A 24,045-nucleotide genomic window follows, 5' to 3' on the forward strand; every position below is an offset into this window, starting at 1 on the left:
AATTTCGATGATGCTCGAGGGATGGCGCTGGTACGGTCCGGATGATCCGGTGTCTTTGGACGATGTCAGGCAGGCCGGGGCGACGGATATCGTCTCGGCGCTGCATCAGGTGCCGATCGGCGAAGCCTGGACACGCAAGGCGGTCGAGGAGCGCAAGAACTTCATCGAGCATGGCCAGCCCGGCCGCTCGCAACTGACCTGGTCGGTGGTGGAGTCGATTCCGATCCCCGACGACGTCAAGCGGCTCGGGGCCAACGCGACGGCCTCGATCGAGGCGTGGATCGCGAGCCTCGAAGCGGTGGCCGCGGCCGGCATCAAGATCATCTGCTACAATTTCATGCCGGTGGTGGACTGGTGCCGCACCGATCTGGAGTGGGAGCTGCCGAACGGCGCCCGCGCCATGCGCTTCGACCAGGACCGCTTTGCCGCGTTCGAGCTGCATATCCTGAAGCGTCCCGCCGCCGTTCAGGAGTATTCGCCCGAGCAGCAGGCTCGCGCCAAAAAGCTGTTCGAGAAGATGAGCCAGGCCGATATCGACTACCTCGTCATGGTCATCGCTAGCGCGCTGCCGGGCTCGACCACCGAGCCGATGACCATCCCGCAATTCCGCGACCGGCTGGAGACCTATCGCGACATCACGCCAAAGATCCTGCGCCGGCATCTCGCCGAGTTCCTGGGCCGCGTCACGCCGGTCGCCGAGCAACTTGGCGTCTCCCTGACGCTGCACCCGGACGATCCGCCGCGCCCGCTGTTCGGCCTGCCGCGCATTGCCTCGACCGCCGACGACTATCAGGCGCTGTTCGATGCCGTGCCATCCAAGGCCAACGGCATCTGCCTGTGCACCGGCTCGCTCGGCGTGCGCGCCGGGAACGATCTGCCCGCGATGGCCGAGCGCTTCGGCCCGCGCATTGCGTTTGCGCATCTGCGCGCGACCAAGCGCGAGGCCGACGGCCTGTCCTTCTACGAGTCCGACCATCTCGACGGTGACGTCGACATGGTCGCGGTGCTGAAGGCGCTGTTAAAGGAGAACGCGCGGCGTTCGCCCGACAAGAGAATCGTGTTCCGTCCCGACCACGGCCATCGTATGCTCGACGATCTCGCCGCCACCAAGCGCACCAATCCCGGCTACACCGCGATCGGCCGCCTGCGCGGCCTCGCCGAACTCCGCGGCGCGATCAGGGCGATCGAGCATCGATAGGAGACCGGCGGCGCCATCAGGCGAGAGATCGCCGCGATGGCGGCCGCTGACAGCATCAGCGGCGCGATGGCAAGATGATCGTCGCGCAGAGCATGCCGCGAGCGGAGTTGAGAAATGCGCCTGACACAGTGTCATAATTTCCACGATTTCCGGCGGCTGGCGCGCCGCCGACTGCCCGGTCCGATCTTCGACTATATCGACGGCGCGGCCGACGATGAGACCACCCATCGCCGCAACAGCGCGAGCTTCGAGCATTGCGACCTTCTGCCCAACGTGCTGCGCGGCGTGCAGGACGTCGATCTCTCGGTCACCATCATGGGCCAGAAGCTCGCGCTGCCGTTCTACTGCTCGCCGACCGCCCTGCAGCGCCTGTTCCATCATGAAGGCGAGCGTGCCGTCGCCGCTGCCGCGGCGAGCTACGGCACCATGTTCGGCGTCTCCTCGCTGGGCACGGTGTCGCTCGAGGAATTGCGCAAGGCCCACGACACGCCGCAGGTCTATCAATTCTATTTCCACAGGGATCGCGGTCTCAACCGCGCCATGATGCAGCGCGCCAGGGACGCGGGCGTCGAGGTGATGATGCTGACGGTCGACAGCATCACCGGGGGAAATCGCGAGCGCGATCTGCGCACCGGCTTCAGCATTCCCTTCCGTCTGACGCCTGCGGGCATGTTGCAGTTCGCGATCAAGCCGATGTGGGGTATCCAGTATGTCAGCCACGAAAAATTCAGGCTCCCGCAACTGGAGGAGCACGTCGACATGAGCGGCGGCGCCATGTCGATCGGCCGCTACTTCACGGAAATGCTGGATCCCGCGATGAATTGGGACGATGTCGCGGAGATGGTGCGGACCTGGAACGGCCCGTTCTGCCTGAAGGGGATCATGTCGGTGGAAGACGCGCGCCGCGCGGTCGATATCGGCTGTGCCGGGATCGTCCTTTCCAATCATGGCGGCCGCCAGCTCGACGGCTCCCGCTCGGCTTTCGATCAACTCGCCGAAATCGTCGATGCCGTGGGCGACCGCATCGACGTGATGATGGACGGTGGCATCCAGCGCGGAACCCATATCCTGAAAGCGCTGTCGCTCGGGGCCAAGGCGGTCGGGCTTGGACGATACTATCTCTATCCGCTCGCCGCCGCCGGCCGGCCCGGCGTCGAACGGGCCCTCGGCCTGCTGCGGGCCGAGCTCGTGCGCGATATGAAGCTGATGGGATGTACGTCGATCAGCCAGCTATCGCGCGCCAATCTGCGCTTTCGGCCGGGGTAGCGCGCGGTGATCGTTCGGCCTCAATAGCAGGCAGCCATCGCGCCGAGCTTCGGATAGAGCAGGTCGATCGCGGCGATCTCGCTTTTCATCTGCGCGATGATCCAGTCGCGGATCTCGGCGGCGATGGGGCGCATCGGACGGTTGCGCGGCGGCAGGAATTCGCAGATGCGCCGCGTGGTGGTGAGCGTCTCGGAGGCCGGCACGAGCGCGCCGGTCAGGAGCCAGTGCGAGGCCACCGTCAGCCAGCCGAGTGCGATGCCCTGGCCCAGCAGGGCGGCCTGCATCACGACGGCATAATCGGTGAAGCTCAGCGCCTTGGCCGCGCCGCGGCGGCCGGTCAGAAGCGAGGTGTAATCCGCCGCCCAATCGCCCGGCGTCTCGGCGAGGCGAATGATGGTGTTGCCTTCAGCGGGATCGGTCTCGCCGAGATAGCCAGGGCTGCACATCGGCAGCATGACTTCCTTCATCACCAGCGTGCCGCCGGATGACGGCTCGTCGCGGTCACGGAATCGCATGCCGAGGTCGACATTCTCCACCGGCCCGCGTAGCGCGCCGGAGATCAGCTGGAAGCGCAGATCGACCTCGGGAAACTGCTTCTGGAGCTTGTCGATGCGCGGCATCAGCCAATGCGTGGTGAAGGCGGAGGAGACCGACAGCGTCACCGTCTCGGTGCCCTTGCGGCGCCGCTCGATCTCGACGAGCCCGGTCTCGATGCTGCGAAAGCCTTCGAGCACGCGGCGATAAAGCAGCTCGCCTTCCTCGGTGAGCACCGCGCGCCCCGCAGTGCGGTCGAACAGGCGGACGCCGAGATGCTCCTCGAACTGTCCGAGCATGCGGCTTACCGCCGGCTGCGTGACGTTGAGCTCGGCTGCTGCCGCCGTGAAACTGCCATTGCGCGCCGCTGCGTCGAAGACGAACAGGGCGTTACTGGAGGGCAGCATCCGGCGTAGCTCGGGCATAACGCCATGTTATGGACGCGGTGAGAATTTGGCAATTGCCGAGTTTTGCCAAGTCTGGTGTCATTGGCATCACAGCCTAAAGACAGGGCTTGCGAACGAAGATTTGGTGCGGTGCACGCTTCGGCCGTGAGTGCTCAAAATTCCTGTCTATAAAGCAGGCTTATGGCGCGCAGTGAGGCACGCCATTGCAGGGAACGAGGCGAGGTCGATCGTTGGACAAACGAGCGGAAAGCGTCGAGATCAGGTCCGCGAGCAAGGCGTATGGCCCCGTTCGCGCTCTCGACGACGTTTCGCTCAATGTCGGCGCCGGCGAATTCGTCTCGCTGCTCGGGCCCTCCGGCTCCGGCAAGACCACGCTGCTTGGAATTCTCGGCGGCTTCATCCTGCCATCGAGCGGAACCATCCTGTTCGGCGGTCGTGACGTCACCTGGATGCCGCCGCACAAGCGCGACATCGGCGTGGTGTTCCAGAACTACGCGCTGTTCCCGCATATGAGCGTCGGCGAGAACGTCGCCTTTCCCCTGCGCGCACGGCGCCTGCCGCAAGCGAGCTGGCCCGACAAGGTGCGCGCGGCGCTCGCGATGGTCGGTCTCGCCGGCTATGAAGAGCGCGGCATCGCGCAGCTCTCCGGCGGCCAGCGCCAGCGCGTGGCGCTGGCGCGTGCGATGATCTTCGAGCCGCGCCTGATCCTGATGGACGAGCCGCTCTCTGCGCTCGACAAGCAGCTCCGCGAATCCATGCAGATCGAGCTGCGCGCGCTGCACCGGCGCATCGGCGCCACCATCATCTACGTTACCCACGACCAGCGCGAGGCGCTGACCATGAGCGACCGCGTCGCCGTGATGAAGGACGGCCGGCTGATCCAGATCGACGCGCCCGAGCGGCTGCACGATCATCCCGCGGATTCCTTCGTCGCGAGCTTCATCGGGGAAGCGACGATGCTGCCGGTTCGCCGCGTCGATGCCTCCAGCGTCGCGCTCGGCAATGCGCTGCTGCGCAGCGCCCGTGCCATTCCCGATGGCGATGCCTTGATGCTGGCCGTGCACAGCGAAAAGCTCCTGATCGACGACGGCGCGCAGGATGCCGCCTGCAACCGGCTGACCGGAACGGTCACCGACATCGTCTACCAGGGCGAGAGCCTGCGCATCTTCCTGGCGCTCACCGATGGCATCGCGCTCAGCCTGCGCCAGCCGAGCTATCACCAGGCCTACAGCCGCATCCCGCCGCTCGGCGGCAGCCTCACCGTGACCCTTCACCCCGAGGACACCATCGTTGTCCCCAGGGCGGGGGACTGAACTCAAGCCCTGTTCAACCGAGAGAAGAAACCAAAGATGTCGTCAGCAGCCTCGTTCAGCAATTTCAAGGTTCTCACCTTCGACGTCGTCGGCACCTTGATCGATTTCGAGACCGGCGTGCTCTCCGCGGTGCGCAAGATCTCCGGCAAGTCGCCGGCCGAGCTCAGCGACGAGCAGATCTTCGAGCCCTACAAGCGCGGCCGCGACAAGCATTATGAGCGCTCGAGCGAGGCGATGTTCCACGTCTATCGCCATCTCGCCAAGGAGCTCGGGCTTCCCTCCGACGATGCGTCCTGCGATGTGTTCCAGCTTTCGGTGCTGCGCTGGGGGCCGTTCGCGGATTCGGTCGAGGCGCTGAAGCGCCTGCGCACGAAATTCCGGCTGGTCGCGATGACCAATGCCGACCGCGTCGCGCTCTCCTGCTACGCGCACGCGCTCGGCAATCCCTTCGACGACACCGTCTGCGCCGACGATACCGGCGTTGCCAAGCCGAACCCGGAGTTCTTCGCCTACAACAAGGGACGCCAGTCAGCTTTCGGCTACAAGCAGTCCGACATCCTGCACGTCGCGCAGAGCCAGTACCACGACATCGGGATCGCGCGAAAGCTCGGCTACAAGGTGTGCTGGATCGAGCGCCGCCAGGGCATCGGCGGGTTTGGCGGCACGCCGGCGGTGGAGACGCTGACCAAGCCGGACTTCCACTTCCCGACGCTGAAGGCGCTGGCGGACGCGGCGATCGGGCCGGCGTAAGGCATGAGCGGCGGCATGACACGGGACTGGAGCGCATTGCCATCGGCCAACTCGCTGTGGGAAGCCACGGCGGAGCCGGCGCGCGCGTTTCCCGTGCTGTCGGGCGAGCAACAGGCGGATGTGGTGATCATCGGTGCAGGCTACACGGGCCTGTCCGCCGCGCACCACATCGCCAAGAGCGGCCTGTCGCCGGTCGTGCTGGAGGCGAACCGTCCCGGCTGGGGCGCAAGCGGCCGCAACGGCGGGGTGATCACCGCAAAATTCCGCCTGTCGTTCCGCGAGATCGACGCCGCCCATGGCCGCGCCATGGCGCAGCGCATGTACGAGATCGCGCATGAATCGACTGACATGGTCGAGGAGCTGGTGTCCGAATTCGGCATCGCCAGCGCGGCGCTGACGCGCACGGGCCAGGTCAAGGCCGCGCATAACGAGACGACGCTGAAAGCCGCGATCGACGAAGCCAACTGGATGACGCGCGAGATGGGCTCCGCCGAGGTCCGCATCCTCGACAAACATGGCGTACGCGACGAGACCGGCTCGGACATTTTCGTCGGCGGCGTGCTCAATCCCGGCTCCGGCGGCATTCATCCGCTGAACTATCTGCGCGGGCTCGCCGATGGCGTCGCGCGCCGTGGTGTTCCGATCTTCCAGGAGTCGCCGGTGGTCAAACTCCGGCGTGAGAACGGCGGCATCGTCGCCGAGACGCCGCAAGGCGCGGTGCGCGCGAAACAGGCGATCATCGCCACCAACAGCTACTCCGATCTCACCAGCGCGACCGCGCACATGCAGCGCACGCTGATCCCGTTCCGCAGCGCCCTGGTCGCGACCGAGCAGCTGCCGCGCAATCTCGCGGGCAAGCTGATGCCGACGGGTCGGACCTACACCGAGACCAAGCGCATGATGCGCTGGTTCCGCATGGTCGACAATCGCGTCATCTTCGGCGGGCGCGGTGCTTTCGGCAAGCAGGACTCGCAAGCTGCCTTCGACGCCTTGCGCAAGGCGATGGTCGGCATCTTCCCGGATCTTGCCGATGTGCCGCTCGCCTACAAATGGTCGGGCCTCGTCGCGATGACGCTGGACTCGGTGCCGCATATCGGCCGGCTCGACGACCGCACGCTGGTCTCGATGGGCTACAACGGCGCGGGTGTTGCGATGTCGAGCCTGATGGGCCGCTATCTCGCCGCCTTCGTGCGCGGCGAGACGCCCGAGGTCGGGCTGCTCGATATCAGGCGCATGAAGACGATCCCGTTCTATCCGCTGCGCGAGCCCGCCGTGCGCATGGTCGCCGGCTGGTACCAGTTTCTCGATGCGATCGGTCAGTGAGATTATTTGGTGATGGAGGAGGCGAGGATGATGACGACACGCAATTTTGGATTGGGCTGTGCAATGCTGGGCGCAATCGGATTTACCACTGCGGCGAGCGCCGCCGAGCAGATCACCTTCGTCTCGCAAGGCGGCGCCTATCAGGCGGCGCAGACGGTGGCGATCCTCGATCCCTCCGCCAAGAAGCTCGGCATCACCATCAACCAGGACTCCATCCCGGACGCCTGGCCCGCGATCAAGACGCAGGTCGGCAGCGGCAAGCCGATCTGGGACGTCGTCGACACCCCGACCGGCAACTGCCTGCGCGGCGGCGAGCAGGGGCTGATCGAGAAGCTCGACTTTTCGAAGATTCCAAACGGCGCGGCGATGCCGGAGGCCTATCGCAGTCCCTATTCGGTGTCGTACGAGTTCTATTCCAGCGTGCTGTCCTACAGCCAGAAGACCTTCCCGAAGGACGCGCCGAACAGTTGGGCCGATTTCTGGGACGTGAAGAAATTTCCCGGCCGCCGCGCGCTGCGCAACCATCCGTTCGCGACGCTCGAGGCCGCGCTGATGGCCGATGGCGTTGCGCCCGACAAGCTCTACCCGCTCGACGTCGACCGCGCCTTCAAGAAGCTGGAAGAGATCAAGCCGCACATCACCGTGTGGTGGACCTCAGGCGCGCAGTCGGCGCAGCTCCTCAATGACGGCGAGGTCGACATGGAGATGGCCTGGAACGGCCGCGTCAGCGCGGTGGCCAAGGAGGGTGCAAAGGTCTCCTTCACCTACAACCAGGGCGTCCTTCAGAGCACCTCGCTCTGCATCCTCAAGGGCGCGCCGAATCTGGAGACGGCAGTCAAATTCGTCAACGAGGCCGTCGATCCCGTGCACCAGGCCAATCTGCCGCTCCACATCGACTACGGTCCGGGCAATCCGAAGGCGTTCGAGACCGGCGTGATCAAGCCCGAGCGCGCCGCGCAACTGCCGAGCGAGCCGGCGAATGCGGCCAAGCAGGCGCTGATGTCCTACGCCTGGTGGTCCTCGCCCGCGGGCGAGGCCGCCGAGAAGCGCTGGGCGTCGTTCATGCAGAAGTGAGCGAGGTCAGCCTTGGCGACATCCATGCCAGATTCCTCCCAAAAGCATCAGCGCCGCGAGCATGCGCTGATGCTGGCATTGGTGTCGCCGGCGCTGCTCGTGATTCTTCTCCTGATCGTACTGCCGGTCGGCTGGCTCGCCTGGCAGTCGATCTACCATGACGGCTTCACGCTGGAGAACTATCGCCGGGTCTTCACCGAAGACATCTACTGGCGCAGCTTTGCGCTGACCTTCGAGATCAGCCTCGCCGTCACCGTGATCGCGCTGCTGCTCGGCTATCCCGTGGCCTATCTCGCCAACGCAGTGCCGAAAGGGTGGAGCATCCTGATCCTGTCGCTGGTGGTGCTGCCGTTCTGGACGTCCGTGCTGGTCCGCGCCTATGCCTGGCTGGCGCTGCTCCAGCGCACCGGCGTGATCAACCAGCTCCTGCGCTATCTCGATGTCATCTCCGAGCCGCTCGCGCTGGTGCATAACACGTTCGGCACGGTGGTTGCGACCGTGCACATCCTGCTGCCGTTCATGGTGCTGCCGCTCTATGCCACCATGCAGAAGATCCCCGGTGATTTGATGCAGGCCGGCGCGAGCCTGGGGGCGAGCCCGTCGCTCACCTTCTTCCGGGTGTTCCTGCCGCTGTCGCTGCCGGGCGTGCTCGCCGGCTGCACCATGGTGTTCGTGCTCTGCCTCGGCTTCTACATCACGCCGGAATTGCTCGGCGGCGGCCGCACCGTGATGGTGTCGATGCTGGTGAGCCGCAATGTCGAGCTCTACAACCAGTTCGGCGCCGCGAGCGCGGTCGCCGTGGTGCTGCTCCTCAGCGTGCTCCTGATCTTCTTCGCCGTCAGCCGCTTCATCTCGCTCGATCGCGTGTTGGGGCAGAAATGACGCGCACTTCGCCCGCACGGATTGTCCTCTACGTGATCAGCGCGCTGGTGCTGGTCTATCTGATCCTGCCCGTGCTGATCATCGCGCCGATCTCGTTTTCCAGTGCGCGCTTCCTGACGTTCCCGCCGCCGTCGTTCTCGCTGCGCTGGTACCAGCAATATTTCGCCAATCCGGCCTGGATGCAGGCGACGCGGGTGACGCTGACGGTCGCGTTCTTCACGGTCCTGATCGCAACGCCGTGCGGGGTCGCGGCGGCCTACGCGATCAGCCAGTCGAAGCTGCGCATCATGCGCATCATCCACATGGCGCTGCTGCTGCCGCTGGTGGTGCCGATCATCATCACTGCGGTCGGCATCTTCTTCGTCTATGCAAAGGTCGGCCTGGTCGCGACCATGCCCGGCCTCGTGCTGGCGAATGTGATGCTGGGCCTGCCCTACGTCGTCATCTCGGTGCTCGCGGGCTTGCAGAGCTTCGATCCGGCGCAGGAGATGGTGGCGCGCAGCCTCGGCATGAACCGCCTGCGCAGCTTCTTCGCGGTGACGCTGCCGCAGATCAAGTCCAGCGTGGTCGCGGGCGGCATCTTCGCCTTCATCTCGGCGATGGACGAGACCATCGTCGCGCTGTTCATCTCCGGCGGCCAGTATCAGCCGCTGACCAAGCGCATGTTCACCGCGCTGCGTGACGAGATCGACCCGACCATCGCCGCGATCTCGACGCTGATGACGGTGGCGTCGTTCATGCTGGTGCTGCTGGCGAGCACGCGGGGCAAGAAGGGCGGGTGAGGGGGGCTCCGGCCTCCGCCGTCATCACCCGCGAAAGCGGGTGATTCAGTATTCCAGAGACGGTAGTGGTTCCTCGATAGGCCGCAGCGTACTGGATTCCCCGCCTGCCGCCTACGCTAAAGCTTCGGCGCCCCTGGACCGCAGCCCCGGCGAAGCCTTGGCGTAGCCGGGTCGCGGGGAATGACAGCAAGTGTGCGGCTAAGCCTTCGCTCCCAGCCACGCCAGGATCATCTCCACGATCTGCGTCCGGCTCTTTGCCAGCACCCTGGGCTCGCTGAGGTCGCGGTCGAACAGGGCGCCGAAGGTGTGGCGGTTGGCGACGCGGAAGAAGCAGTAGGAAGAGATGGCGAGGTGAAGGTCGATGGCGTCGACGTCGTCGCGGAAGACGCCTTCGCCGCGTCCGCGCTCGAGGATGCCGTCGAGCGTCGCGATCACGCTGGCGTTGAGCTGGCGCAGTTGCAAATTCTGCTTCAGGTGCTTGCCGTGGTGGATGTTCTCGATGCTGACGAGGCGGATGAAGTTCGGATTGCGCTCGTCATGGTCGAAGGTGGCCTCGATCAGCCGGCGCAGTCCTTCGCGGGCGTCGCAGCTTTCGATGTCGAGCTGGTCTTCCAGCGCGCGGATGCTGCGATAGGCCTCCTCCAGCACCGCGAGGTAGAGCTGCTCCTTGCCGCCGAAATAGTAATAGATCATCCGCTTGGATGTGCGCGTGCGCGCCGCGATCGCATCGACGCGGGCGCCGGAATAGCCCTCCGAGGCGAATTCGGCCATCGCCACTTCGAGGATGTCGCGCTTGGTGCGCTCGGGGTCGTTGGTGCGCTTCGATGGGGGCGGCATACGCTCGAGCATCACTGTTTCTCCCGCCAGTTTCCACGGATCACCTTGAAGGTGAAGGCAAATTTCACCCGTCTGGGCACTGATCCAATGCGTATTGCATAAACGTACTAGTTCGTACATCATCGCTCCAGACCAAAGTTGCGGCAACCAGAACCAGAAAACGCGCGCGAGGCGATCTGCCTGACGCGAACCGCACCGGCCACATGGGGAGGAGCTTTCAATGACGTTGACGTCAACCGCACCGCTGCGCGCATCATCCAGCGCGGAAGCCACGCCGAACAAGCTGCCGAAGCGCGCCGCGCTGGTCAGCTTCGTCGGCAGCATGCTCGAATACTACGACTTCTTCATCTACGGCACCGCGGCGGCGCTGATCTTTCCAAAAGTGTTCTTCGCCAATGTCGATCCCTCGACCGCGACGCTGCTCGCGTTGCTCTCCTTCGGCATCGGCTATATCGCCCGGCCCGTGGGCGCCGTCATCCTCGGCCATTTCGGCGACCGTATTGGCCGCAAGACGGTGCTCTTGTTCACGCTGGTTCTGATGGGCGGCTCGACGCTGGCGATCGGCCTGTTGCCGGATGCCAAGACGATCGGCAACGCCGCGCCTGTCATCCTGACGCTGCTCCGCCTGTTGCAGGGCCTGTCGGCTGCCGGCGAGCAGAGCGGAGCCAACTCGCTGACGCTGGAGCATTCCGCCAATTCGAACCGCGCCTTCTTCACGAGCTGGACCTTGAGCGGCACCCAGGCCGGCGCGATCCTTGCAACACTGGTGTTCATCCCGGTGTCGAGTCTGCCGGAAGACCAGTTGTTGAGCTGGGGCTGGCGCATTCCGTTCCTGCTCTCCGCGCTCGTGCTGCTGGTCGCCTACCTGGTGCGGAGGACCATGCCGGAAACGCCCGTCTTCGAAGACATCAAGGACAAGGCGCAGGTGGCGCGCTTCCCCGTCGTTACGCTCATGCGCGACTACTGGCCGGACGTGCTGCGCGTCATCGTCTGCGCGCTGATCGCGACCGTGAGCACGATGACCGCGGTATTCGCGCTCGGCTATGCCACCAGCAAGTTCGGCGTCGCCCGCCCGACCATGCTGTGGGCCGGCGTGCTCGGCAATGTCACCGCGCTGATCACCCAGCCGCTGTGGGCGCTGCTGGCCGACAGGATCGGCCGCAAGCCGGTGTTCATCGGTGGCGTGCTCGGCTGTGCGGTGCTGGTGTTCCCGTATTTCATGCTGGTGACATCGGGGAATACGCCGGCGATCTTCGCCGCGGCGATGATCCTCTCGGGTGTCATCTACGCCGCGCCGAACGCGATCTGGCCGTCGTTCTATGCGGAGATGTTCGACGCGCGCGTGCGTTACTCCGGCACGGCGATCGGCACGCAGCTCGGCTTCCTCGCCGCCGGCTTCACGCCGCTGGTGAGTGCGAGCCTGGTCGGCGAGGGGCCGAACGGCTGGATCCCCGTGGCAATCTTCGTTGCCTGCTGCTGCGTGATCTCGGCGGCATCTGCGGCAACCGCGCGCGAAACCCTCAATGTCGACATCGCCGATCTCGGCAAGCGGCACGCCTGAGTCGGGATGAGTGAAAGTCGCATGTTGACCAACGCAGTTTCGACCACGAGCGGGCCGATCATCGGCGCCGAGCAGAACGGCTTACGCGTGTTCAAGGGCGTGCCGTTCGCGACCGCGCGGCGTTTTGCCAGGGCGACACCGCCGCTCGCGTGGACGGAGCCGCGCCGATGCACGGACTACGGCGCTTACGCGCCGCAGCCCGGCCACCTCGATCATGCTGACGAGGAATCCTGTCTCAGCCTGAACATCTGGGCGCCGGCGGCGGATCACCCGCTGCCGGTCAAGTTCTTCATCCATGGCGGCGCCTTCGTCACCGGCGGCGGCGCCGATTATGACGGCTCCTTCCTCGCCGCCCACGGTCCGGCCGTCATTGTCACCATCAACTACCGGCTCGGGCCGCTCGGCTTTCTGCAACTGCATCGCTACGGCCTCACCGAAGCCAACAACCTCGCGCTCCAGGATACGCTCGCGGCGCTCGATTGGGTCCGTGCCAACATCGCGAATTTCGGCGGCGATCCGGATGCGATTACGCTGTCGGGACAATCCGCCGGCGCCTCCATGGTGATCGCGCTCGCAACCCTGCCGCATGCACGAAGCAAGTTTATCCGTGCCCTCGCGCTGAGCGCGCCTGGGCGCAACATCATGAGTGCGGGGCACGCCGACGATGTCGCGCGCCACGTGCTCGAGGAGCTCGAGCTTGCGCGCGATCCCAGCGCGATTGCGTCCGTGCCGCTGCCAAAGCTGTTCGCGGCGGTAGAGCGCGTCGGACGCAGGCTCGCGGACGAGACGGACGCAGGCACCGTGTTCGGTCCGGTGCTCGACGGGACCGTGATCGCGTGCGAGCCGCGCGACGTCTTCGCCGACGAAACTTTGCGCGACATTCCGCTCTGGCTCGGCTCCTGCCGCGACGAGATGGTGATGTTCCTGAAGAGCATGCCGCCGGCCGCGATGATCCGCACCACCGAGCGACAAGTGCGCGCGACGTTCGGCGATGCCGGCTGGTGCCGGCTGCTATCGTATTATCGCGCCAACGCGCGCCTCGACGAGGATCCGTACGAGGCGCTGTTGTCGGATGCGTTCTGGCATCGCCCCATGGCCGATCTCGCGCGGCGTCATGCTGCGGCAGGCGGCGCGGTGTGGTTGAGCCGGTTCGATCATCGCCCGGCGCTGGAGCCGTTCCTGTCGCAGGGACCAACCCATGGCGCGGACAATGCCTGCCTGTGGGCGCATCTGCCTGATTTCATCGATCGGCCGATCCTCAGGCGCAAGGGCGGGCCGATGACCCCGGCCGACATTGATGTCGCGGCGCGGTTTCAGGCGAGCGTCTTGCGCTTCGTCACGACCGGCATGCCGGACGTCGCGCAAGCCTGGCCGCAGTTCGAGCCGGGCCATGAGCCGCTCGCGATCTTCGGCCAGCCGTTTCACATCGTGCCGCTCAACAACGGCGCGCGCTTCCGCGTATGGGCGGAGCTATCGGCGCAGTCCGGAGCAGCGCAAGCTGTGACTGCGATGTAGCAAGGCAGCACCATGAGATTAGACTCCATGATGCGTCGCCTGAAACACCGAGATGTTGTCGCTTAGCCAATCGGTTACCGGGCGCGGAGCGTGGCCGGTCAACTCGCGAACAGTTGACGTGGTTTCTGCGAGGACCGATTCGTAGAAAAGGCGATCCAGACCGAGCAGCAGGTCGGCGACAAATTCGTTGAGTCCAGACGCCATCAGCTTCTCACGCTGCTCCGCAGGGCTTCGGTGCTGATATGTGACGACACGTCCAAGCAGTCTGGACATTTCACTTGCTATCTCAGGCATGCTGACTGCGGTTGGCCCGGTCAGGTGATAGGCGCGCTGAGAAGTTACGTGCGCGTCGTCGAGAAGGACAGCGAAAGCCGAGTCCGCCACATCGCGTGCGTCGATCAAGTTGACCAATCCATCGCCGGCTGCCCCGCCCCATGCGTCATTGGCGACTGGAGCGCCAGCCCGTGCCAGGATATCGACGAAACTCGATGGCCGCAAAACCGTGAAGCCTACGTCGCAGGCCGCAAGATGCGCCTCAATTTGCGCATGCCAGTCGAACGGATGTAGCCGAGACGGTGGTCCCAACACGGACAATTTGACGATGTGGCCTACGCCGGCGGCCACGGCTACGTCGATCAGCGCAATTTCATTGGCGACTTGCCGGGGGGACGTGCCGTGGGCGAGGAACAGACGGTCAACTCCGCGCAGCGCGTTGTCCAAAGTCGATCGCGCATCGAAGTCCACGGTCGCAGGCGAAACTCCGGACGGCAGACGTCCAGCATCCGACGTGCGGGTCAATGCCACAATCTCAACCGGTTCCGTGAACAGTTTCGAAATCAAGGCGGAGCCCACGCGACCTGTGGCTCCCGCCACCGCAATGCGCGTACGGGCGGCGCTACGCTGGGAGGGGTTGAACATCCGGATAACCTTTCGTATCTTGGAACGATCAGTTCAAAATACTTGGAACGATCGTTCCATGATGTCAAGTGAGAATGGCATGAGTGGAAAACCCCAATTCGATGACGATGCCGTGATCAACTCCGCGATGGATGTGTTTTGGCGTCACGGCTATTCGGCCTCGTCGATCGATCAACTGACGACGGCGATGGGCTTGTCGCGGTCCAGCATGTACAAGCGATTCCAAGACAAGGACGGCCTATTCGGGGAGGTCCTTTCGGCTTACGTCGAGCGCGTCGAGCGGCGCATGAGCGCCGTTCGAGGCGAGACGAAGCGCCAACAGCTTGAAGCGCTGTTGCACGAATTCTTGCCCAGAGCGGGCAAGACGGCGCGGCCCGCTGGATGCATGCTGGCCCGATCGTGCGCTGAGATGGTGGACCTGCCTCCGGCAGGCCAGTCGGTCGCGCGGCAGGGACTTACGCGGCAGCGCGCGATCCTCGGCGGCATTTTACGCGAGGCGGTCGCAAGTGGAGAATTGGCGGCGACAGCGGACATCGAGGGATTGGCGTGGCACTACCTTGGTGTGTTGCAGGCGATAATGAATTTGCCGCAAGCCGGCGCGACTGTCGGCGAGCTTCGCGGTGTCGTAGAACTTGCAATGTTGGCATGGCCGTTCCTCCCGCCCGCGAGCCAATCCAAGCCTACATAGGGGCAGCGGGCGATCGCTCCATGATGATCGTGCGCTCATCGCCATAGTAGCTGTCGCGCACGGCCTTGAACCCGAGCCGGGCGTAGAAGGATTCGGCGGTGACTGAAGATGGGACGGTCAAAAAAGCGATGTTTCGCTCGCGCGCGATGCGTTCGATCTCGGCCATCAGGAACTTGCCGATCCCCTGCGCCTGAACGTCGGGAGCCACGAAGACCGTGCGGACGACGCTTCCGTCAAGGCTCGCCGTTCCAACGACGCGGCCGCCAAGGGCGGCAACAAGGACCGTGCGTTTGCGGATCAGCTCCAGAACGGCGGTCGGGCTGAAGCTATGCTCGACCCGCTCGATGATTTTGTCTGTGTAATCCCTGGCATTTGTCTCGCGCGGTGCGCGCAGAATGACGGCGCTGATTTCGCCGCTATCCTCTTCGCGCGCCGGGCGGATGCTGCAATCTATTGATCCCTCCACCCGCCCGGCAGTCGCTAGCCCTCACTGCATTATCGACGCAGCGATCTTCTCCGCCGACATCAGCACCGGAAAATTGGTGTTGGCGCACGGCACCACGGGGAAGATCGAGGCGTCGACGACGCGCAGGCCCTGAACGCCTTTGACGCGGCCTTGATTATCGACCACCGCCATCGGATCGTCGGCCCGGCCCATGCGGCATGAGCACGAGGCGTGCCACACCCCGATGGTCGCCTTGCGGACGAAGGCTTCCAGCGCATCGTCGTCGTTCATCACCTGGTCGAAGGTGAAACCTTCGACGACGAAATTATCGATCAGGTAGTGGCGCAGCGCCGCCGGCCCGTCCATCAAGGTCGCGGCGATCTTGGTCAGGATCCTGTTTTTGGTATTGACCACGCCGATCTTGCGCACCTTGTCCGTATAGGCGGCCGGAAACGGCTTGTCCGTCACCGCTTTCACCACGTCGCTCATCTGCACGGCCGCCATCTTGCGGAAGCCGCTCATCAGGCGATCGAGGTCGCGGCGGTCGGACAGCAGATTGAACTCGACAATCGGCTCGGCAGCGGGATCGCGCGAGGCGAGCTTGACCTGTCCGGTCTCGGAATAGGTCTTGTTGACGAAGGTCAGCAGCGAGCCGATCTGCTCGCCGACCGCGTGCCAGGCCGATTTGCTGAGCAGGACGACGAACATGTCGCCCTTCGGTACGCCCGACAGCCCGGATGAATAACGCAGGCCAAGCTGCATGTGGCGCCTGGTGTGCTCGTTCATGCGCGCGCCGCGGCGGACAAAGGACGACAGCGAAATCGAAGGATGATCCATCAGGCGCTGACCGACACCTGCCAGCCCCATCAGGACCGGAATGCCCATATCCTTGAGATGACCGACCGGGCCGATGCCGGCGCGCAGGAGATGCGCCGGCGAATGGATCGCGCCGCTGGACAGGATGATCTCGCGGCCGCGGAATTCCTGTTCCTGTCCGTCGACCATCGCCTTCACGCCGACGCATTGCGTGCCTTCGAACAGCAGCTCCTTGACCTGCGTGTTGGTGGAGATGGTGAGATTGGCGCGCTTGCGCGTGTCACGATCGAGATAACCCATCGCGGCCGAGACACGTTGCTCGGCCTGATTGGAATGCGTCACCGGAAAATAGCCGTCGACGAACTCGCCGTTCTGGTCAGGCACGAACTGATGGCCGGCCTGCTGGAAGGCGTCGGCGAACGCCTGCGAATGCCGAGTCCAGTGTTCACGCGGAATTCTGCGCACCGGAATTCGGCCGTCCTTGCCGTGGTACGGGCCGTCGAAATCGAGGTCGCGCTCGACCTTCTTGAAGAAAGGCAGCACGTCGTTCCAGCTCCAGCCGTCGGCGCCCCGCGCGTCCCATTCATCGTAGTCGGTCGGTGCGCCGCGGTTGGCCATCTGGCCGTTGATCGACGAGCCGCCGCCCAGCACGCGCGCCTGCTCGTATTTGCGCAGGGGAGGACGCGCTTCGTTCGGATTGTTGTGGCTGACGATCTGGGTCGTGACCTTGAGTTCGGTCCAGTGGAAGCGGGGATCGAAATAGGCCGTGCCCGGATAGCTGTCCCTGATCTCGGCGGGCTCGTTGCCGGGCGGTGTGTCCTGTCCGGCCTCGCACAGCAGGACCTTGTTGGCGCTCTTTGCGGAGAGCCGGTGGGCCAGCACGGACCCCGCCGAGCCGCCGCCGACGATAATGAAGTCGTACACGATTGGCGTTTCCTCTTGGTCTTGTCCGGGAAACGTAGCGCGTTATTTTCCCGAGGTCACGTCGGCATTGCCGCGACAGTTCGTAACTCGCATTGCTTGCCTGGCAACCACGATCGTGTAATTCTTCTGCCAGCGCCGATTTGATCCTCAGCTTGCGGGCGCTTCTACAAATGCAGCTAAAGAGACGTAGCTAAATTGACTAGCCAGTCCTGCATCCCCCGCATAGCGAGAACAATCGGCCATTCCGAATGGAAGGGGCCAAATGAGATTTGCTGCCATCGCGGACGTGCATGGGAATCGTCCGGCACTTGAAGCCGTCCTTGCGGACATTGCCATGCTCGGCCTCGACGAGGTCGTGAACCTCGGCGACCACGTCAGTGGCCCGCTCGAGGCAGCCAGGACCGCGGATCTGTTGATGGCGCGAGGCTTTCCGTCGATACGGGGCGATCAGGATCGAATCCTCGTCGAGCTCTGGGAGGCCGGCGGCTCCCCTCGCAGCGATTTCCGTGAGCTCGCGCGCAAGCATTTCGACTGGATGGCGAGCATGCCGTCCACGCTCACCTATAAGGGACGGGTGTTCCTGTGCCATGGATCGCCAAGGGATGACGCTGCGTTCTGGCTCGACCACATCGCGGACGACGGCTGCCCGCGCCCGAGCGGCATCGACGCGATCGAGGCTGAAGCTGAGGGGATCGACGCCGAGATCATCCTGTGCGCCCACACGCACATTCCGCGCGTGGTCCGCCTGAGGGATGGCCGGCTGGTCGTGAATCCCGGCAGCGTCGGCTTGCCCGGTTATGACGGGAAGGTGCCCGTTCCCTACGTGGTCGAGGTCGGTACGCCGCATGCGTGCTACGCGATTCTGGAGCATGCCGGCGCAGGCTGGTCCGCGACGATCCGCTACGTGCCCTATGACACCGCGGCCATGGCCGCACTGGCGCGCAGCAAAGGCATGCTCAACTGGGCAAGCGCGATTGCGACGGGTTGGGTTCAGCGCGAGCAGGCCTGCCGCTAGGCAACAGCAAGACCGTCAGTTCGGACACGGTTGTCCCGCAGCGCCCCACAGGGCCATGTCCTTGACGTGGTCCTCGAAGGTGCCCGGTGGGGTCGTGCGGCCGGCTCCGGGCGCCCATCCGCGCGGGATGAAGCCGTTCAACGATGCGTCGTGCCGCAAATGCGCCAGCAGGCCTACGGCGTCGCGGCCGCCATTGCGCTTGGGGTCCTTCAGCTGCGTACAGATCTCGGCGCCGCTCTTGCCGAACCAGATGAACTCGACCGGCGCCAGCTGCCAGTCGATGCCGGCACGCGGCGGTGACGGCGCCGGGTCGTTCGCCTGGGTGGAGGTCATGTGACAGGTCGAGCAGGCGACCTTCTCGGCCCCGATGCGGCTGTCGCCGCCGTGGATGTTCATGCCGTGCACGCGCGGCCTGGTTTCGCCTGCCGGCGTCCAGATCGGTATGGCCTTGGCGTCGACGTGGCAGTTGGCACAGCGCGGATGGGTCACCACGGCTTCGATCCGCTTCCAGGCCTCCAGACCTTCGGCGCGGCTGACGCTGCCCGGCGGCAAAGCATCCTTGTTCGCCTCGTCCTTGGCCGCGACAATCCCCGTGAGAGCCGCAATTGTCGAAGCGGCGAAAGCGAGTGCAATGAGAGAACTCTTCATGGCTCGTCTCACACGAAATCGATGAACTTGTTGAAAGGCATTTCGCGGATGCGCTGCCCGGTCGCGGCGAAGATAGCGTTGGCGAGTGCAGGGGCGGCTGGCGGAACAGGCGGCTCTCCGACGCCTCTCACCTTGGGATCGTTCTCGAGCCCGCGAACTTCGATGACGGGGCATTGGTAGATCCGCATCGCTTCGTGATGATTGTAGTTGGTCTGCTGCACCGCGCCCTTGGCGTAGGTGAGCTCGCAATTGATGGCGTGGCCGAGGCCCCAGATGACGCCGCCCTGCACCTGGTTCTCGAAGTTGACGGGATCGACCACCTTGCCGACGTCGACAGCGACCCAGACCTTGTCGATCCTGATGCCTCGCTCCGTCTTCGTGACTTCGACGACTTCGGCTGTCGGCGTGCCGAAGGATTCAACGAACGCGACGCCGCGGCCCCTGCCGTTTCCGAGTGGTCCCTTCCAGTCCGACATCTCCGCGACCGTTTCCAGCACCTTGCGATAATGCGGCACGGTGCACATCGCGATGCGCGCCTTCATGGGATCGAGACCCGCCGCGTGGATCAGCTCGTCGATGAAGCTTTCGGTGAAGAAGCCCGATGTCGAGGCGCCGACCGACCGCCACGTGGTGCTAGGCGAAAGTCCTTGCGCCTCGTAGCTTGTGGCCCGGAAATTGGGGATGTCGTAATAGACATTCCACAGGCCGGCAGCCAATTGCCCATCGGGATCCTTCGAGGGTGTGCCCGAACGCTCGAGCAGCCCCTTGAGCGGAGCAGTCGAGGCCAGTTGCAGATCGGCTGCGACGATCTTGCTCTTGTCGATGCTGCCTCGGTGCCGGGCGATCGCAATCTGCCGCGGAATGTCCTGGAGGAAATCCTCCTCGCGCGAGAACACCAGCTTGATCGGCGTTCCCTTCATCTGATTGGCGATCTCGGCGAGAACGCGGACGTTCTCGTACTCGAGACGGTGGCCAAAGCTTCCACCCGTCCACTGATTGTGGAAGGTGATCTGTTCCGGCTTGAGGCCAATCGCCGTCGCCGCGACATATTGCACGAAACGGGGGCTCTGATGGCCGACCCAGATCTCCATCCCCTTGTCGGTGACGAGGCCGATCCCGTTCAACGGCTCGAGCGGCTGATGCCCCACATAGGGCGCGCGATATTCGGCCTCGACAAGCTTGCCCGTCTTCAGCCCGGCTTCGATATCGCCGATCTTCCGCCACTCCTTGCCCAGGAATTCAGGCTTGAACGAGGATTCAAGAACCTTCCAATGATCCGCCTGCTCGGCGGGATAGGCCGAGGGCGCCCACTCGCAAGTGACGGCGTCGACCGCCTTCATCGCGTACCAGCTGTTCGTGGCGATCACCGCGACGCCATTCTTGATTTCCAGGATCTTCTTGACCCCCGGCATCGATCGCGCCTTGCCGGCGTCGTATGACTTCAGGGGCTGGCCCTTGCCAGGGTTCAGCTTGACGGCGGCATACAGCATGCCGTCCATCTTCTGGTCGATGCCGAACTTCAGCTCGCCCAAGACCTTCGCGCGAACGTCGAGGCGCATCATCGGCTTGCCCAGCATGCGCCATTTCGACGGATCGCGCGGCTTGGCATCGAGCACCGGCGGAATCTTTGCGGCGTCCGCGGAGAGATCGACGTAGGCGATCTTGGTGCCGTTGGGCAGGATCACATGGCCTGATTGGGTGCGCAGGTCGGCCACGGCGACACCCGAACGCTTGGCAGCGGCGGCCTTCAACGTCTCGCGCGCGACCGCGCCGGCAACGCGCAGCTTTTCATAGGTGTCCGGCAGCGTACTCGACCCGCCGGTCATCTGCAGGCCGGACTCTCTCAGCCATTCGAGCGTCTTGGCGCGCGCTTCCTCGGCGGCGGGACTTTGGTCCGCGGCCACGAACGGCGCGAACTCGTCGGCGAAGCCGGTGTTGAAATACGCCGGGCTCGGGCCTGCAAATCGGACTTCGAACTGGCCGGGCTCGAGGTCCATCTCTTCGGCGATCATGATCGGCTGCACCGAGCCGACGCCCTGGCCGATATCGGCGTGCTGGGCGATCAGCGTGATTTTTTCGGGGCTGATCTCGACCCAGGGATTGAAGGTCACGGAATTCGGCGCAAGGCCCGCGGTCAGTGGATTTTCGCTGGCAGTCGCGGCTTGCGCGATGTCGCTGTAGGCGCCGAATGCGATGCCGCCAGCCACGGCGGCAGAGCCGAAAACGAAGGCGCGGCGGGAAAGCGTCTGGTGTCCCATTTCACTTCCCCACCATCTTTGCGGCAGCCGCGTGGATCGCGGTGCGAATGCGCGGGTAGGTGCCGCAACGGCAGAGGTTGCCGGACATCACCTCGTTGATGTCCTCGTCCGTCGGCTTGTCGATCAATCCAAGCAGCGAGATGGCCTGCATGATCTGGCCGGTCTGGCAGTAGCCGCATTGCGGAACCTGATGCTCGATCCAGGCCTGCAGAACGGGATGCTGCTCCCTGTTGTCCAATCCTTCGAGCGTGACGACCGACTTGCCGGCGAGATCGCCGATGCGGGCCTGGCAGGATCGCACGGCGGCTCCGTCGATCTGGACGGTGCAGGCACCGCATTGCGCGACGCCGCAGCCATATTTCGGACTGGTGATGCCGAGCTCGTCGCGGAGCACCCAGAGCAGGGGCATCTCGGGAACGACGTCGACCTGGCGCTTGGTCCCGTTGACCGTGAGCTCGATCATGTCGATGTTCCTTTCGCGCGTCCTCGCGGGACGTGAGGTCGAACAGGCACGCTCCAGCGAGCGTCGTCGAAGGTTGGACCGGCGTGGTCAGCGTGCCGCGCAAGCGCCGATGCTGTCAAACGACGACCCCGCAGCATTTGCGAATTCGCACGAAGAGTATGGTGTGAATTTTTGCCGCGCCTTTGGCGCGATTGACAATCGATTCAATTGCCGCTGATCGTCTGGAAGGGCGATCAGCGCAAGAATGGCACGGGATGGGCCGCGCGATAGAAGAAGTTGATCAACGTGTTGATGTCGAACACCGGAAGGCCCGAGACTTCGGCGACGTCCCGCGAGAACGGGCACATGTTGGTGCATTCGAACAGGATCGCACCCGGGTTTTTGCAGGACGCCATGAAGGCTTCCGTCATCTCGATCATCTCGGCGCGGAGGACGTCGGTGTCCAGTTCCTCGCGGCCGAGAATGTAGGTTGCGGGAAACTGCGCATCGGGCTTCATGCCCTGGATCTGGACGGGGATCTCGTCCGGCGACCAGCCGACACCGCGGAAATGCCCCTCGTTCATGTGGTGGCCGCGTTCGGTGAAGATGCCGATGACCTTGCCCGGCGGCAGCATGGCATGGATCAACGGTGCCTGGATCAGGCTCGAGGTGAAGACCGGGATGTTCACGGCGGCCGCGAGTTGTTTCTGGAATGGCGCGAGGAAGCCACAGCTCGTCGTGATCGCCTTGACGCCGTCGGCTTCCAGCTCGCGGGCCGCCGCGATGAACGGCTCGAGCAGGGCGGGATCGGGATGGTCGCCCATGATCCTTGTGGCGTGTGCGCCGCGCACGATCTTGTAGCGCACCGGGAAATCATAGGAGAGCGCATTGCCGATGTCGCCGCGCGGGCGCGGGAAGCGGGTATCGAGCATCAGGATGCCGATCGTCTCGCCGTAATTCGTGAAGCCGCCGCGGAGTTTCATGGGTGTCCCCACCGATTCGGAAAGGTCGTGCCAGGCAGTCTAATGCGTCTCGTGAAACCGGCTGAGGAAGGACTTCAGCCGTTCGCTGCGGGGCTGGCGGATGGTCTCTTCGGGCGTGCCGATCTCGGCCATGATGCCGTCGTTCATGAAGCCGACGCGGGTGGAGACGTCGGCGGCGAAGGCCATCTCGTGCGTCACCAGCACCATGGTCATGCCTTCGCTCGCAAGGCTGCGGATGACGGAGAGGACTTCGCCGACAAGCTCGGGATCGAGCGCCGAGGTCGGCTCGTCGAACAGCATCACGTCCGGCTTCATGGCGAGCGCGCGCGCGATCGCGACGCGCTGCTTCTGGCCGCCGGACAGGCGGCTCGGAAAGGCATCGGCCTTGTCGGCGAGGCCGACCTTGGCGAGCAGATCGCGGCCGAGCGCATCGGCTTCGTTTCGCGCCATGCCCTTCACCTGCACCGGCCCCTCTGTGACGTTTGCGAGCACCGACATGTGCGGGAACAGGTTGAAATGCTGGAACACCATGCCGACGCTGCGCCGAAGCAGCGCGAGCTGCGCATCGCCGGCGGCGCGCATGCCTTTGCCGAAGGCGAATTTGTGCGTGCCGATCGTAAGCTCGCCCTGCTGCGGCATTTCCAGGAGGTTCAGGCAGCGCAGGAAGGTGGACTTGCCGGAGCCGGAGGCGCCGATCAGGGTGACGACCTCGCCGCGTGCGACCGAGAGCGAGACGCCCTTGAGCACCTCGTGGTCGCCGAACGCCTTGTGGATGTTGTCAGCGATCAGAGCACTCATCGGTGCGCTCCCATCCTCAGCTCGACCCTATCAGCGACCAGCGTCAGCGGGAACAGCACGACGAAATAGAGCACGGCGATCGTGGTGTAGACCTCGAGCGGCTTGTAGCTCGACGCCGTGATGACAGTGCCCTGGTAAAGCAGGTCACCGACCGCGACCACCGACACCAGCGAGGTGTTCTTGAGCTGCATGATGGTCTGGTTGATGAAGGAGGGGATCATCACCTGCGTCGCCTGCGGCAGCACGATGCGGCGAAAGATCTTGCCGCGGCGCATGCCGATGGCGCGGCCGGCCTCCCACTGGCCGGTGTCGACGGCCTCGATGCCGCCACGGAAGATTTCCGCATAGAACGAGCCGGCATAGAGCGACAGCGCGATGAAGCAGGCCATCGCCGGCGACATGTCGACGCCGATCAGCACGGGCAGGGCGTAGTAGACCCAGATCAGCTGCACCAGCAGCGGCGTGCAGCGGAACACCTCGATATAGAGACGCAACGGCACCGTGACCCAGCGCGGTGCCGTCGTGCGCAGGATGCCGACGAACAGTCCGATGGCGAGACCCGCGACCACCGTGGTCACCGTGTAATACACGGTGACCAGGAGCCCTTGGCAGATCAGGCCCCAATACGGCTTGAGCGCCGCGAAGTCCCAGACGTACATCGATCGACC

The 24,045-nt window shown here is 64.5% G+C and carries 24 protein-coding genes; 13 read left to right on the forward strand and 11 right to left on the reverse strand.

All coding sequences use genetic code 11. From position 1 onward, the window contains the following. Nucleotides 1-7: 7 nt before the first annotated feature. Together uxuA and AB7G19_RS08270 are read left to right on the forward strand one after the other, a co-directional pair. Entirely contained in the window at nucleotides 8-1,198 is a 1,191-nt protein-coding gene (gene uxuA, locus AB7G19_RS08265) for a mannonate dehydratase (protein ID WP_085405290.1), read from the forward strand. Between the two features lie 114 nt (nucleotides 1,199-1,312). Then, on the forward strand, nucleotides 1,313-2,464 hold the full coding sequence (locus AB7G19_RS08270) for an alpha-hydroxy acid oxidase (protein ID WP_063981332.1): 1,152 nt from the start codon (nucleotides 1,313-1,315) through the stop codon (nucleotides 2,462-2,464). 20 nt (nucleotides 2,465-2,484) lie between these two features. Here the strand turns inward: AB7G19_RS08270 and AB7G19_RS08275 are convergent, their stop codons facing one another. Continuing rightward, nucleotides 2,485-3,423, reverse strand: coding sequence for a LysR family transcriptional regulator (locus AB7G19_RS08275; RefSeq protein WP_085405289.1), 939 nt, complete (start codon nucleotides 3,421-3,423; stop codon nucleotides 2,485-2,487). Between the two features lie 212 nt (nucleotides 3,424-3,635). Here AB7G19_RS08275 and AB7G19_RS08280 point away from each other — a divergent pair, with 212 nt between their 5' ends. From AB7G19_RS08280 to AB7G19_RS08305, 6 genes are read left to right on the forward strand one after another with little or no spacing between them, the layout of a single operon-like run. Further along, on the forward strand, nucleotides 3,636-4,718 hold the full coding sequence (locus tag AB7G19_RS08280) for an ABC transporter ATP-binding protein (protein WP_085405288.1): 1,083 nt from the start codon (nucleotides 3,636-3,638) through the stop codon (nucleotides 4,716-4,718). A 36-nt stretch (nucleotides 4,719-4,754) separates the two neighbouring features. Continuing rightward, entirely contained in the window at nucleotides 4,755-5,468 is a 714-nt protein-coding gene (locus AB7G19_RS08285) for an HAD family hydrolase (RefSeq protein WP_085405287.1), read from the forward strand. A 15-nt stretch (nucleotides 5,469-5,483) separates the two neighbouring features. Beyond that, nucleotides 5,484-6,791 carry an NAD(P)/FAD-dependent oxidoreductase gene (locus AB7G19_RS08290; protein WP_085405327.1) on the forward strand — a complete coding sequence of 436 codons (1,308 nt, stop codon included), beginning with the start codon at nucleotides 5,484-5,486 and terminating at the stop codon, nucleotides 6,789-6,791. Nucleotides 6,792-6,818: 27 nt separating this feature from the next. Next, nucleotides 6,819-7,865, forward strand: coding sequence for an ABC transporter substrate-binding protein (locus tag AB7G19_RS08295; RefSeq protein ID WP_167768221.1), 1,047 nt, complete (start codon nucleotides 6,819-6,821; stop codon nucleotides 7,863-7,865). A 24-nt stretch (nucleotides 7,866-7,889) separates the two neighbouring features. Further along, nucleotides 7,890-8,747, forward strand: coding sequence for an ABC transporter permease (locus AB7G19_RS08300; protein WP_244623317.1), 858 nt, complete (start codon nucleotides 7,890-7,892; stop codon nucleotides 8,745-8,747). Then, on the forward strand, nucleotides 8,744-9,529 hold the full coding sequence (locus AB7G19_RS08305; RefSeq protein ID WP_085405285.1) for an ABC transporter permease: 786 nt from the start codon (nucleotides 8,744-8,746) through the stop codon (nucleotides 9,527-9,529). Before AB7G19_RS08300 ends, AB7G19_RS08305 begins: the two co-directional genes overlap by 4 nt. Nucleotides 9,530-9,727: 198 nt before the next feature. Here AB7G19_RS08305 and AB7G19_RS08310 read toward each other — a convergent pair whose 3' ends face one another. Further along, nucleotides 9,728-10,378 (reverse strand): TetR/AcrR family transcriptional regulator, encoded by a 651-nt coding sequence (locus tag AB7G19_RS08310; protein ID WP_085405284.1) that lies wholly within the window; start codon nucleotides 10,376-10,378, stop codon nucleotides 9,728-9,730. Nucleotides 10,379-10,586: 208 nt separating this feature from the next. On the opposite strand from AB7G19_RS08310, the gene AB7G19_RS08315 reads away from it, so the two are divergent. Next, complete coding sequence (locus AB7G19_RS08315) at nucleotides 10,587-11,927, forward strand: MFS transporter (RefSeq protein WP_085405283.1); 1,341 nt, start codon at nucleotides 10,587-10,589, stop codon at nucleotides 11,925-11,927. Between the two features lie 21 nt (nucleotides 11,928-11,948). Further along, nucleotides 11,949-13,442 (forward strand): carboxylesterase family protein, encoded by a 1,494-nt coding sequence (locus AB7G19_RS08320; RefSeq protein WP_085405325.1) that lies wholly within the window; start codon nucleotides 11,949-11,951, stop codon nucleotides 13,440-13,442. 18 nt (nucleotides 13,443-13,460) lie between these two features. Here AB7G19_RS08320 and AB7G19_RS08325 read toward each other — a convergent pair whose 3' ends face one another. Further along, on the reverse strand, nucleotides 13,461-14,360 hold the full coding sequence (locus tag AB7G19_RS08325; RefSeq protein ID WP_085405282.1) for an NmrA family NAD(P)-binding protein: 900 nt from the start codon (nucleotides 14,358-14,360) through the stop codon (nucleotides 13,461-13,463). Nucleotides 14,361-14,439: 79 nt separating this feature from the next. Here AB7G19_RS08325 and AB7G19_RS08330 point away from each other — a divergent pair, with 79 nt between their 5' ends. Next, complete coding sequence (locus tag AB7G19_RS08330) at nucleotides 14,440-15,048, forward strand: TetR/AcrR family transcriptional regulator (protein WP_085405324.1); 609 nt, start codon at nucleotides 14,440-14,442, stop codon at nucleotides 15,046-15,048. Here the strand turns inward: AB7G19_RS08330 and AB7G19_RS08335 are convergent. After that, on the reverse strand, nucleotides 15,041-15,514 hold the full coding sequence (locus AB7G19_RS08335; protein ID WP_321576295.1) for a GNAT family N-acetyltransferase: 474 nt from the start codon (nucleotides 15,512-15,514) through the stop codon (nucleotides 15,041-15,043). The two genes, AB7G19_RS08330 and AB7G19_RS08335, sit on opposite strands and share 8 nt — an antisense overlap. Nucleotides 15,515-15,535: 21 nt before the next feature. Next, nucleotides 15,536-17,233 (reverse strand): GMC family oxidoreductase, encoded by a 1,698-nt coding sequence (locus AB7G19_RS08340; protein ID WP_085405281.1) that lies wholly within the window; start codon nucleotides 17,231-17,233, stop codon nucleotides 15,536-15,538. A gap of 262 nt (nucleotides 17,234-17,495) precedes the next feature. Between AB7G19_RS08340 and AB7G19_RS08345 the strand changes: the two genes are divergently transcribed. Then, entirely contained in the window at nucleotides 17,496-18,248 is a 753-nt protein-coding gene (locus AB7G19_RS08345) for a metallophosphoesterase family protein (protein ID WP_085405280.1), read from the forward strand. A gap of 15 nt (nucleotides 18,249-18,263) precedes the next feature. On the opposite strand, the gene AB7G19_RS08350 is transcribed toward AB7G19_RS08345, so the two are convergent. Genes AB7G19_RS08350 through AB7G19_RS08360 form a run of 3 tightly spaced genes read right to left on the reverse strand, consistent with a single transcriptional unit; the run spans nucleotide 18,264 to nucleotide 21,617 of the window. After that, nucleotides 18,264-18,896, reverse strand: a complete 633-nt coding sequence (locus AB7G19_RS08350) for a hypothetical protein (RefSeq protein ID WP_028160721.1) — start codon at nucleotides 18,894-18,896, stop codon at nucleotides 18,264-18,266. A gap of 8 nt (nucleotides 18,897-18,904) precedes the next feature. After that, entirely contained in the window at nucleotides 18,905-21,154 is a 2,250-nt protein-coding gene (locus tag AB7G19_RS08355; protein ID WP_085405279.1) for a xanthine dehydrogenase family protein molybdopterin-binding subunit, read from the reverse strand. A 1-nt stretch (nucleotide 21,155) separates the two neighbouring features. After that, nucleotides 21,156-21,617 carry a (2Fe-2S)-binding protein gene (locus AB7G19_RS08360; protein ID WP_167768222.1) on the reverse strand — a complete coding sequence of 154 codons (462 nt, stop codon included), beginning with the start codon at nucleotides 21,615-21,617 and terminating at the stop codon, nucleotides 21,156-21,158. Between AB7G19_RS08360 and AB7G19_RS08365 the strand changes: the two genes are divergently transcribed. After that, nucleotides 21,616-21,834 carry a hypothetical protein gene (locus AB7G19_RS08365; protein WP_135216107.1) on the forward strand — a complete coding sequence of 73 codons (219 nt, stop codon included), beginning with the start codon at nucleotides 21,616-21,618 and terminating at the stop codon, nucleotides 21,832-21,834. The two genes, AB7G19_RS08360 and AB7G19_RS08365, sit on opposite strands and share 2 nt — an antisense overlap. 16 nt (nucleotides 21,835-21,850) lie before the next feature. Here AB7G19_RS08365 and AB7G19_RS08370 read toward each other — a convergent pair whose 3' ends face one another. The 3 genes from AB7G19_RS08370 to AB7G19_RS08380 are packed head-to-tail and all read right to left on the reverse strand — an operon-like array spanning nucleotide 21,851 to nucleotide 24,036. After that, nucleotides 21,851-22,579, reverse strand: a complete 729-nt coding sequence (locus AB7G19_RS08370) for an aspartate/glutamate racemase family protein (protein ID WP_085405278.1) — start codon at nucleotides 22,577-22,579, stop codon at nucleotides 21,851-21,853. A 39-nt stretch (nucleotides 22,580-22,618) separates the two neighbouring features. Beyond that, a complete protein-coding gene (locus tag AB7G19_RS08375) occupies nucleotides 22,619-23,377 on the reverse strand; it encodes an amino acid ABC transporter ATP-binding protein (RefSeq protein ID WP_441267749.1) in 759 nt (252 codons plus the stop codon). After that, entirely contained in the window at nucleotides 23,374-24,036 is a 663-nt protein-coding gene (locus tag AB7G19_RS08380; RefSeq protein ID WP_085405276.1) for an amino acid ABC transporter permease, read from the reverse strand. Before AB7G19_RS08380 ends, AB7G19_RS08375 begins: the two co-directional genes overlap by 4 nt. Nucleotides 24,037-24,045 lie beyond the last annotated feature (9 nt).

Origin of the sequence: Bradyrhizobium sp. 215_C5_N1_1 (assembly GCF_052075935.1) — a bacterium.
GTDB classification, from domain to species: domain Bacteria; phylum Pseudomonadota; class Alphaproteobacteria; order Rhizobiales; family Xanthobacteraceae; genus Bradyrhizobium; species Bradyrhizobium barranii.

Excerpts from the sequence above, each read along its gene's own strand:
- uxuA (WP_085405290.1), top strand. The coding sequence starts at position 8 with ATGATGCTCGAGGGATGGCGCTGGTACGGTCCGGATGATCCGGTGTCT.
- AB7G19_RS08270 (WP_063981332.1), top strand. The coding sequence starts at position 1,313 with ATGCGCCTGACACAGTGTCATAATTTCCACGATTTCCGGCGGCTGGCG.
- AB7G19_RS08275 (WP_085405289.1), bottom strand. The coding sequence starts at position 3,423 with ATGCCCGAGCTACGCCGGATGCTGCCCTCCAGTAACGCCCTGTTCGTC.
- AB7G19_RS08285 (WP_085405287.1), top strand. The coding sequence starts at position 4,755 with ATGTCGTCAGCAGCCTCGTTCAGCAATTTCAAGGTTCTCACCTTCGAC.
- AB7G19_RS08290 (WP_085405327.1), top strand. The coding sequence starts at position 5,484 with ATGACACGGGACTGGAGCGCATTGCCATCGGCCAACTCGCTGTGGGAA.
- AB7G19_RS08295 (WP_167768221.1), top strand. The coding sequence starts at position 6,819 with ATGATGACGACACGCAATTTTGGATTGGGCTGTGCAATGCTGGGCGCA.
- AB7G19_RS08300 (WP_244623317.1), top strand. The coding sequence starts at position 7,890 with ATGCCAGATTCCTCCCAAAAGCATCAGCGCCGCGAGCATGCGCTGATG.
- AB7G19_RS08305 (WP_085405285.1), top strand. The coding sequence starts at position 8,744 with ATGACGCGCACTTCGCCCGCACGGATTGTCCTCTACGTGATCAGCGCG.
- AB7G19_RS08310 (WP_085405284.1), bottom strand. The coding sequence starts at position 10,378 with ATGCTCGAGCGTATGCCGCCCCCATCGAAGCGCACCAACGACCCCGAG.
- AB7G19_RS08315 (WP_085405283.1), top strand. The coding sequence starts at position 10,587 with ATGACGTTGACGTCAACCGCACCGCTGCGCGCATCATCCAGCGCGGAA.
- AB7G19_RS08320 (WP_085405325.1), top strand. The coding sequence starts at position 11,949 with ATGTTGACCAACGCAGTTTCGACCACGAGCGGGCCGATCATCGGCGCC.
- AB7G19_RS08325 (WP_085405282.1), bottom strand. The coding sequence starts at position 14,360 with ATGTTCAACCCCTCCCAGCGTAGCGCCGCCCGTACGCGCATTGCGGTG.
- AB7G19_RS08330 (WP_085405324.1), top strand. The coding sequence starts at position 14,440 with ATGAGTGGAAAACCCCAATTCGATGACGATGCCGTGATCAACTCCGCG.
- AB7G19_RS08345 (WP_085405280.1), top strand. The coding sequence starts at position 17,496 with ATGAGATTTGCTGCCATCGCGGACGTGCATGGGAATCGTCCGGCACTT.
- AB7G19_RS08350 (WP_028160721.1), bottom strand. The coding sequence starts at position 18,896 with ATGAAGAGTTCTCTCATTGCACTCGCTTTCGCCGCTTCGACAATTGCG.
- AB7G19_RS08355 (WP_085405279.1), bottom strand. The coding sequence starts at position 21,154 with ATGGGACACCAGACGCTTTCCCGCCGCGCCTTCGTTTTCGGCTCTGCC.
- AB7G19_RS08365 (WP_135216107.1), top strand. The coding sequence starts at position 21,616 with ATGTCGATGTTCCTTTCGCGCGTCCTCGCGGGACGTGAGGTCGAACAG.
- AB7G19_RS08360 (WP_167768222.1), bottom strand. The coding sequence starts at position 21,617 with ATGATCGAGCTCACGGTCAACGGGACCAAGCGCCAGGTCGACGTCGTT.
- AB7G19_RS08370 (WP_085405278.1), bottom strand. The coding sequence starts at position 22,579 with ATGAAACTCCGCGGCGGCTTCACGAATTACGGCGAGACGATCGGCATC.
- AB7G19_RS08375 (WP_441267749.1), bottom strand. The coding sequence starts at position 23,377 with ATGAGTGCTCTGATCGCTGACAACATCCACAAGGCGTTCGGCGACCAC.
- AB7G19_RS08380 (WP_085405276.1), bottom strand. The coding sequence starts at position 24,036 with ATGTACGTCTGGGACTTCGCGGCGCTCAAGCCGTATTGGGGCCTGATC.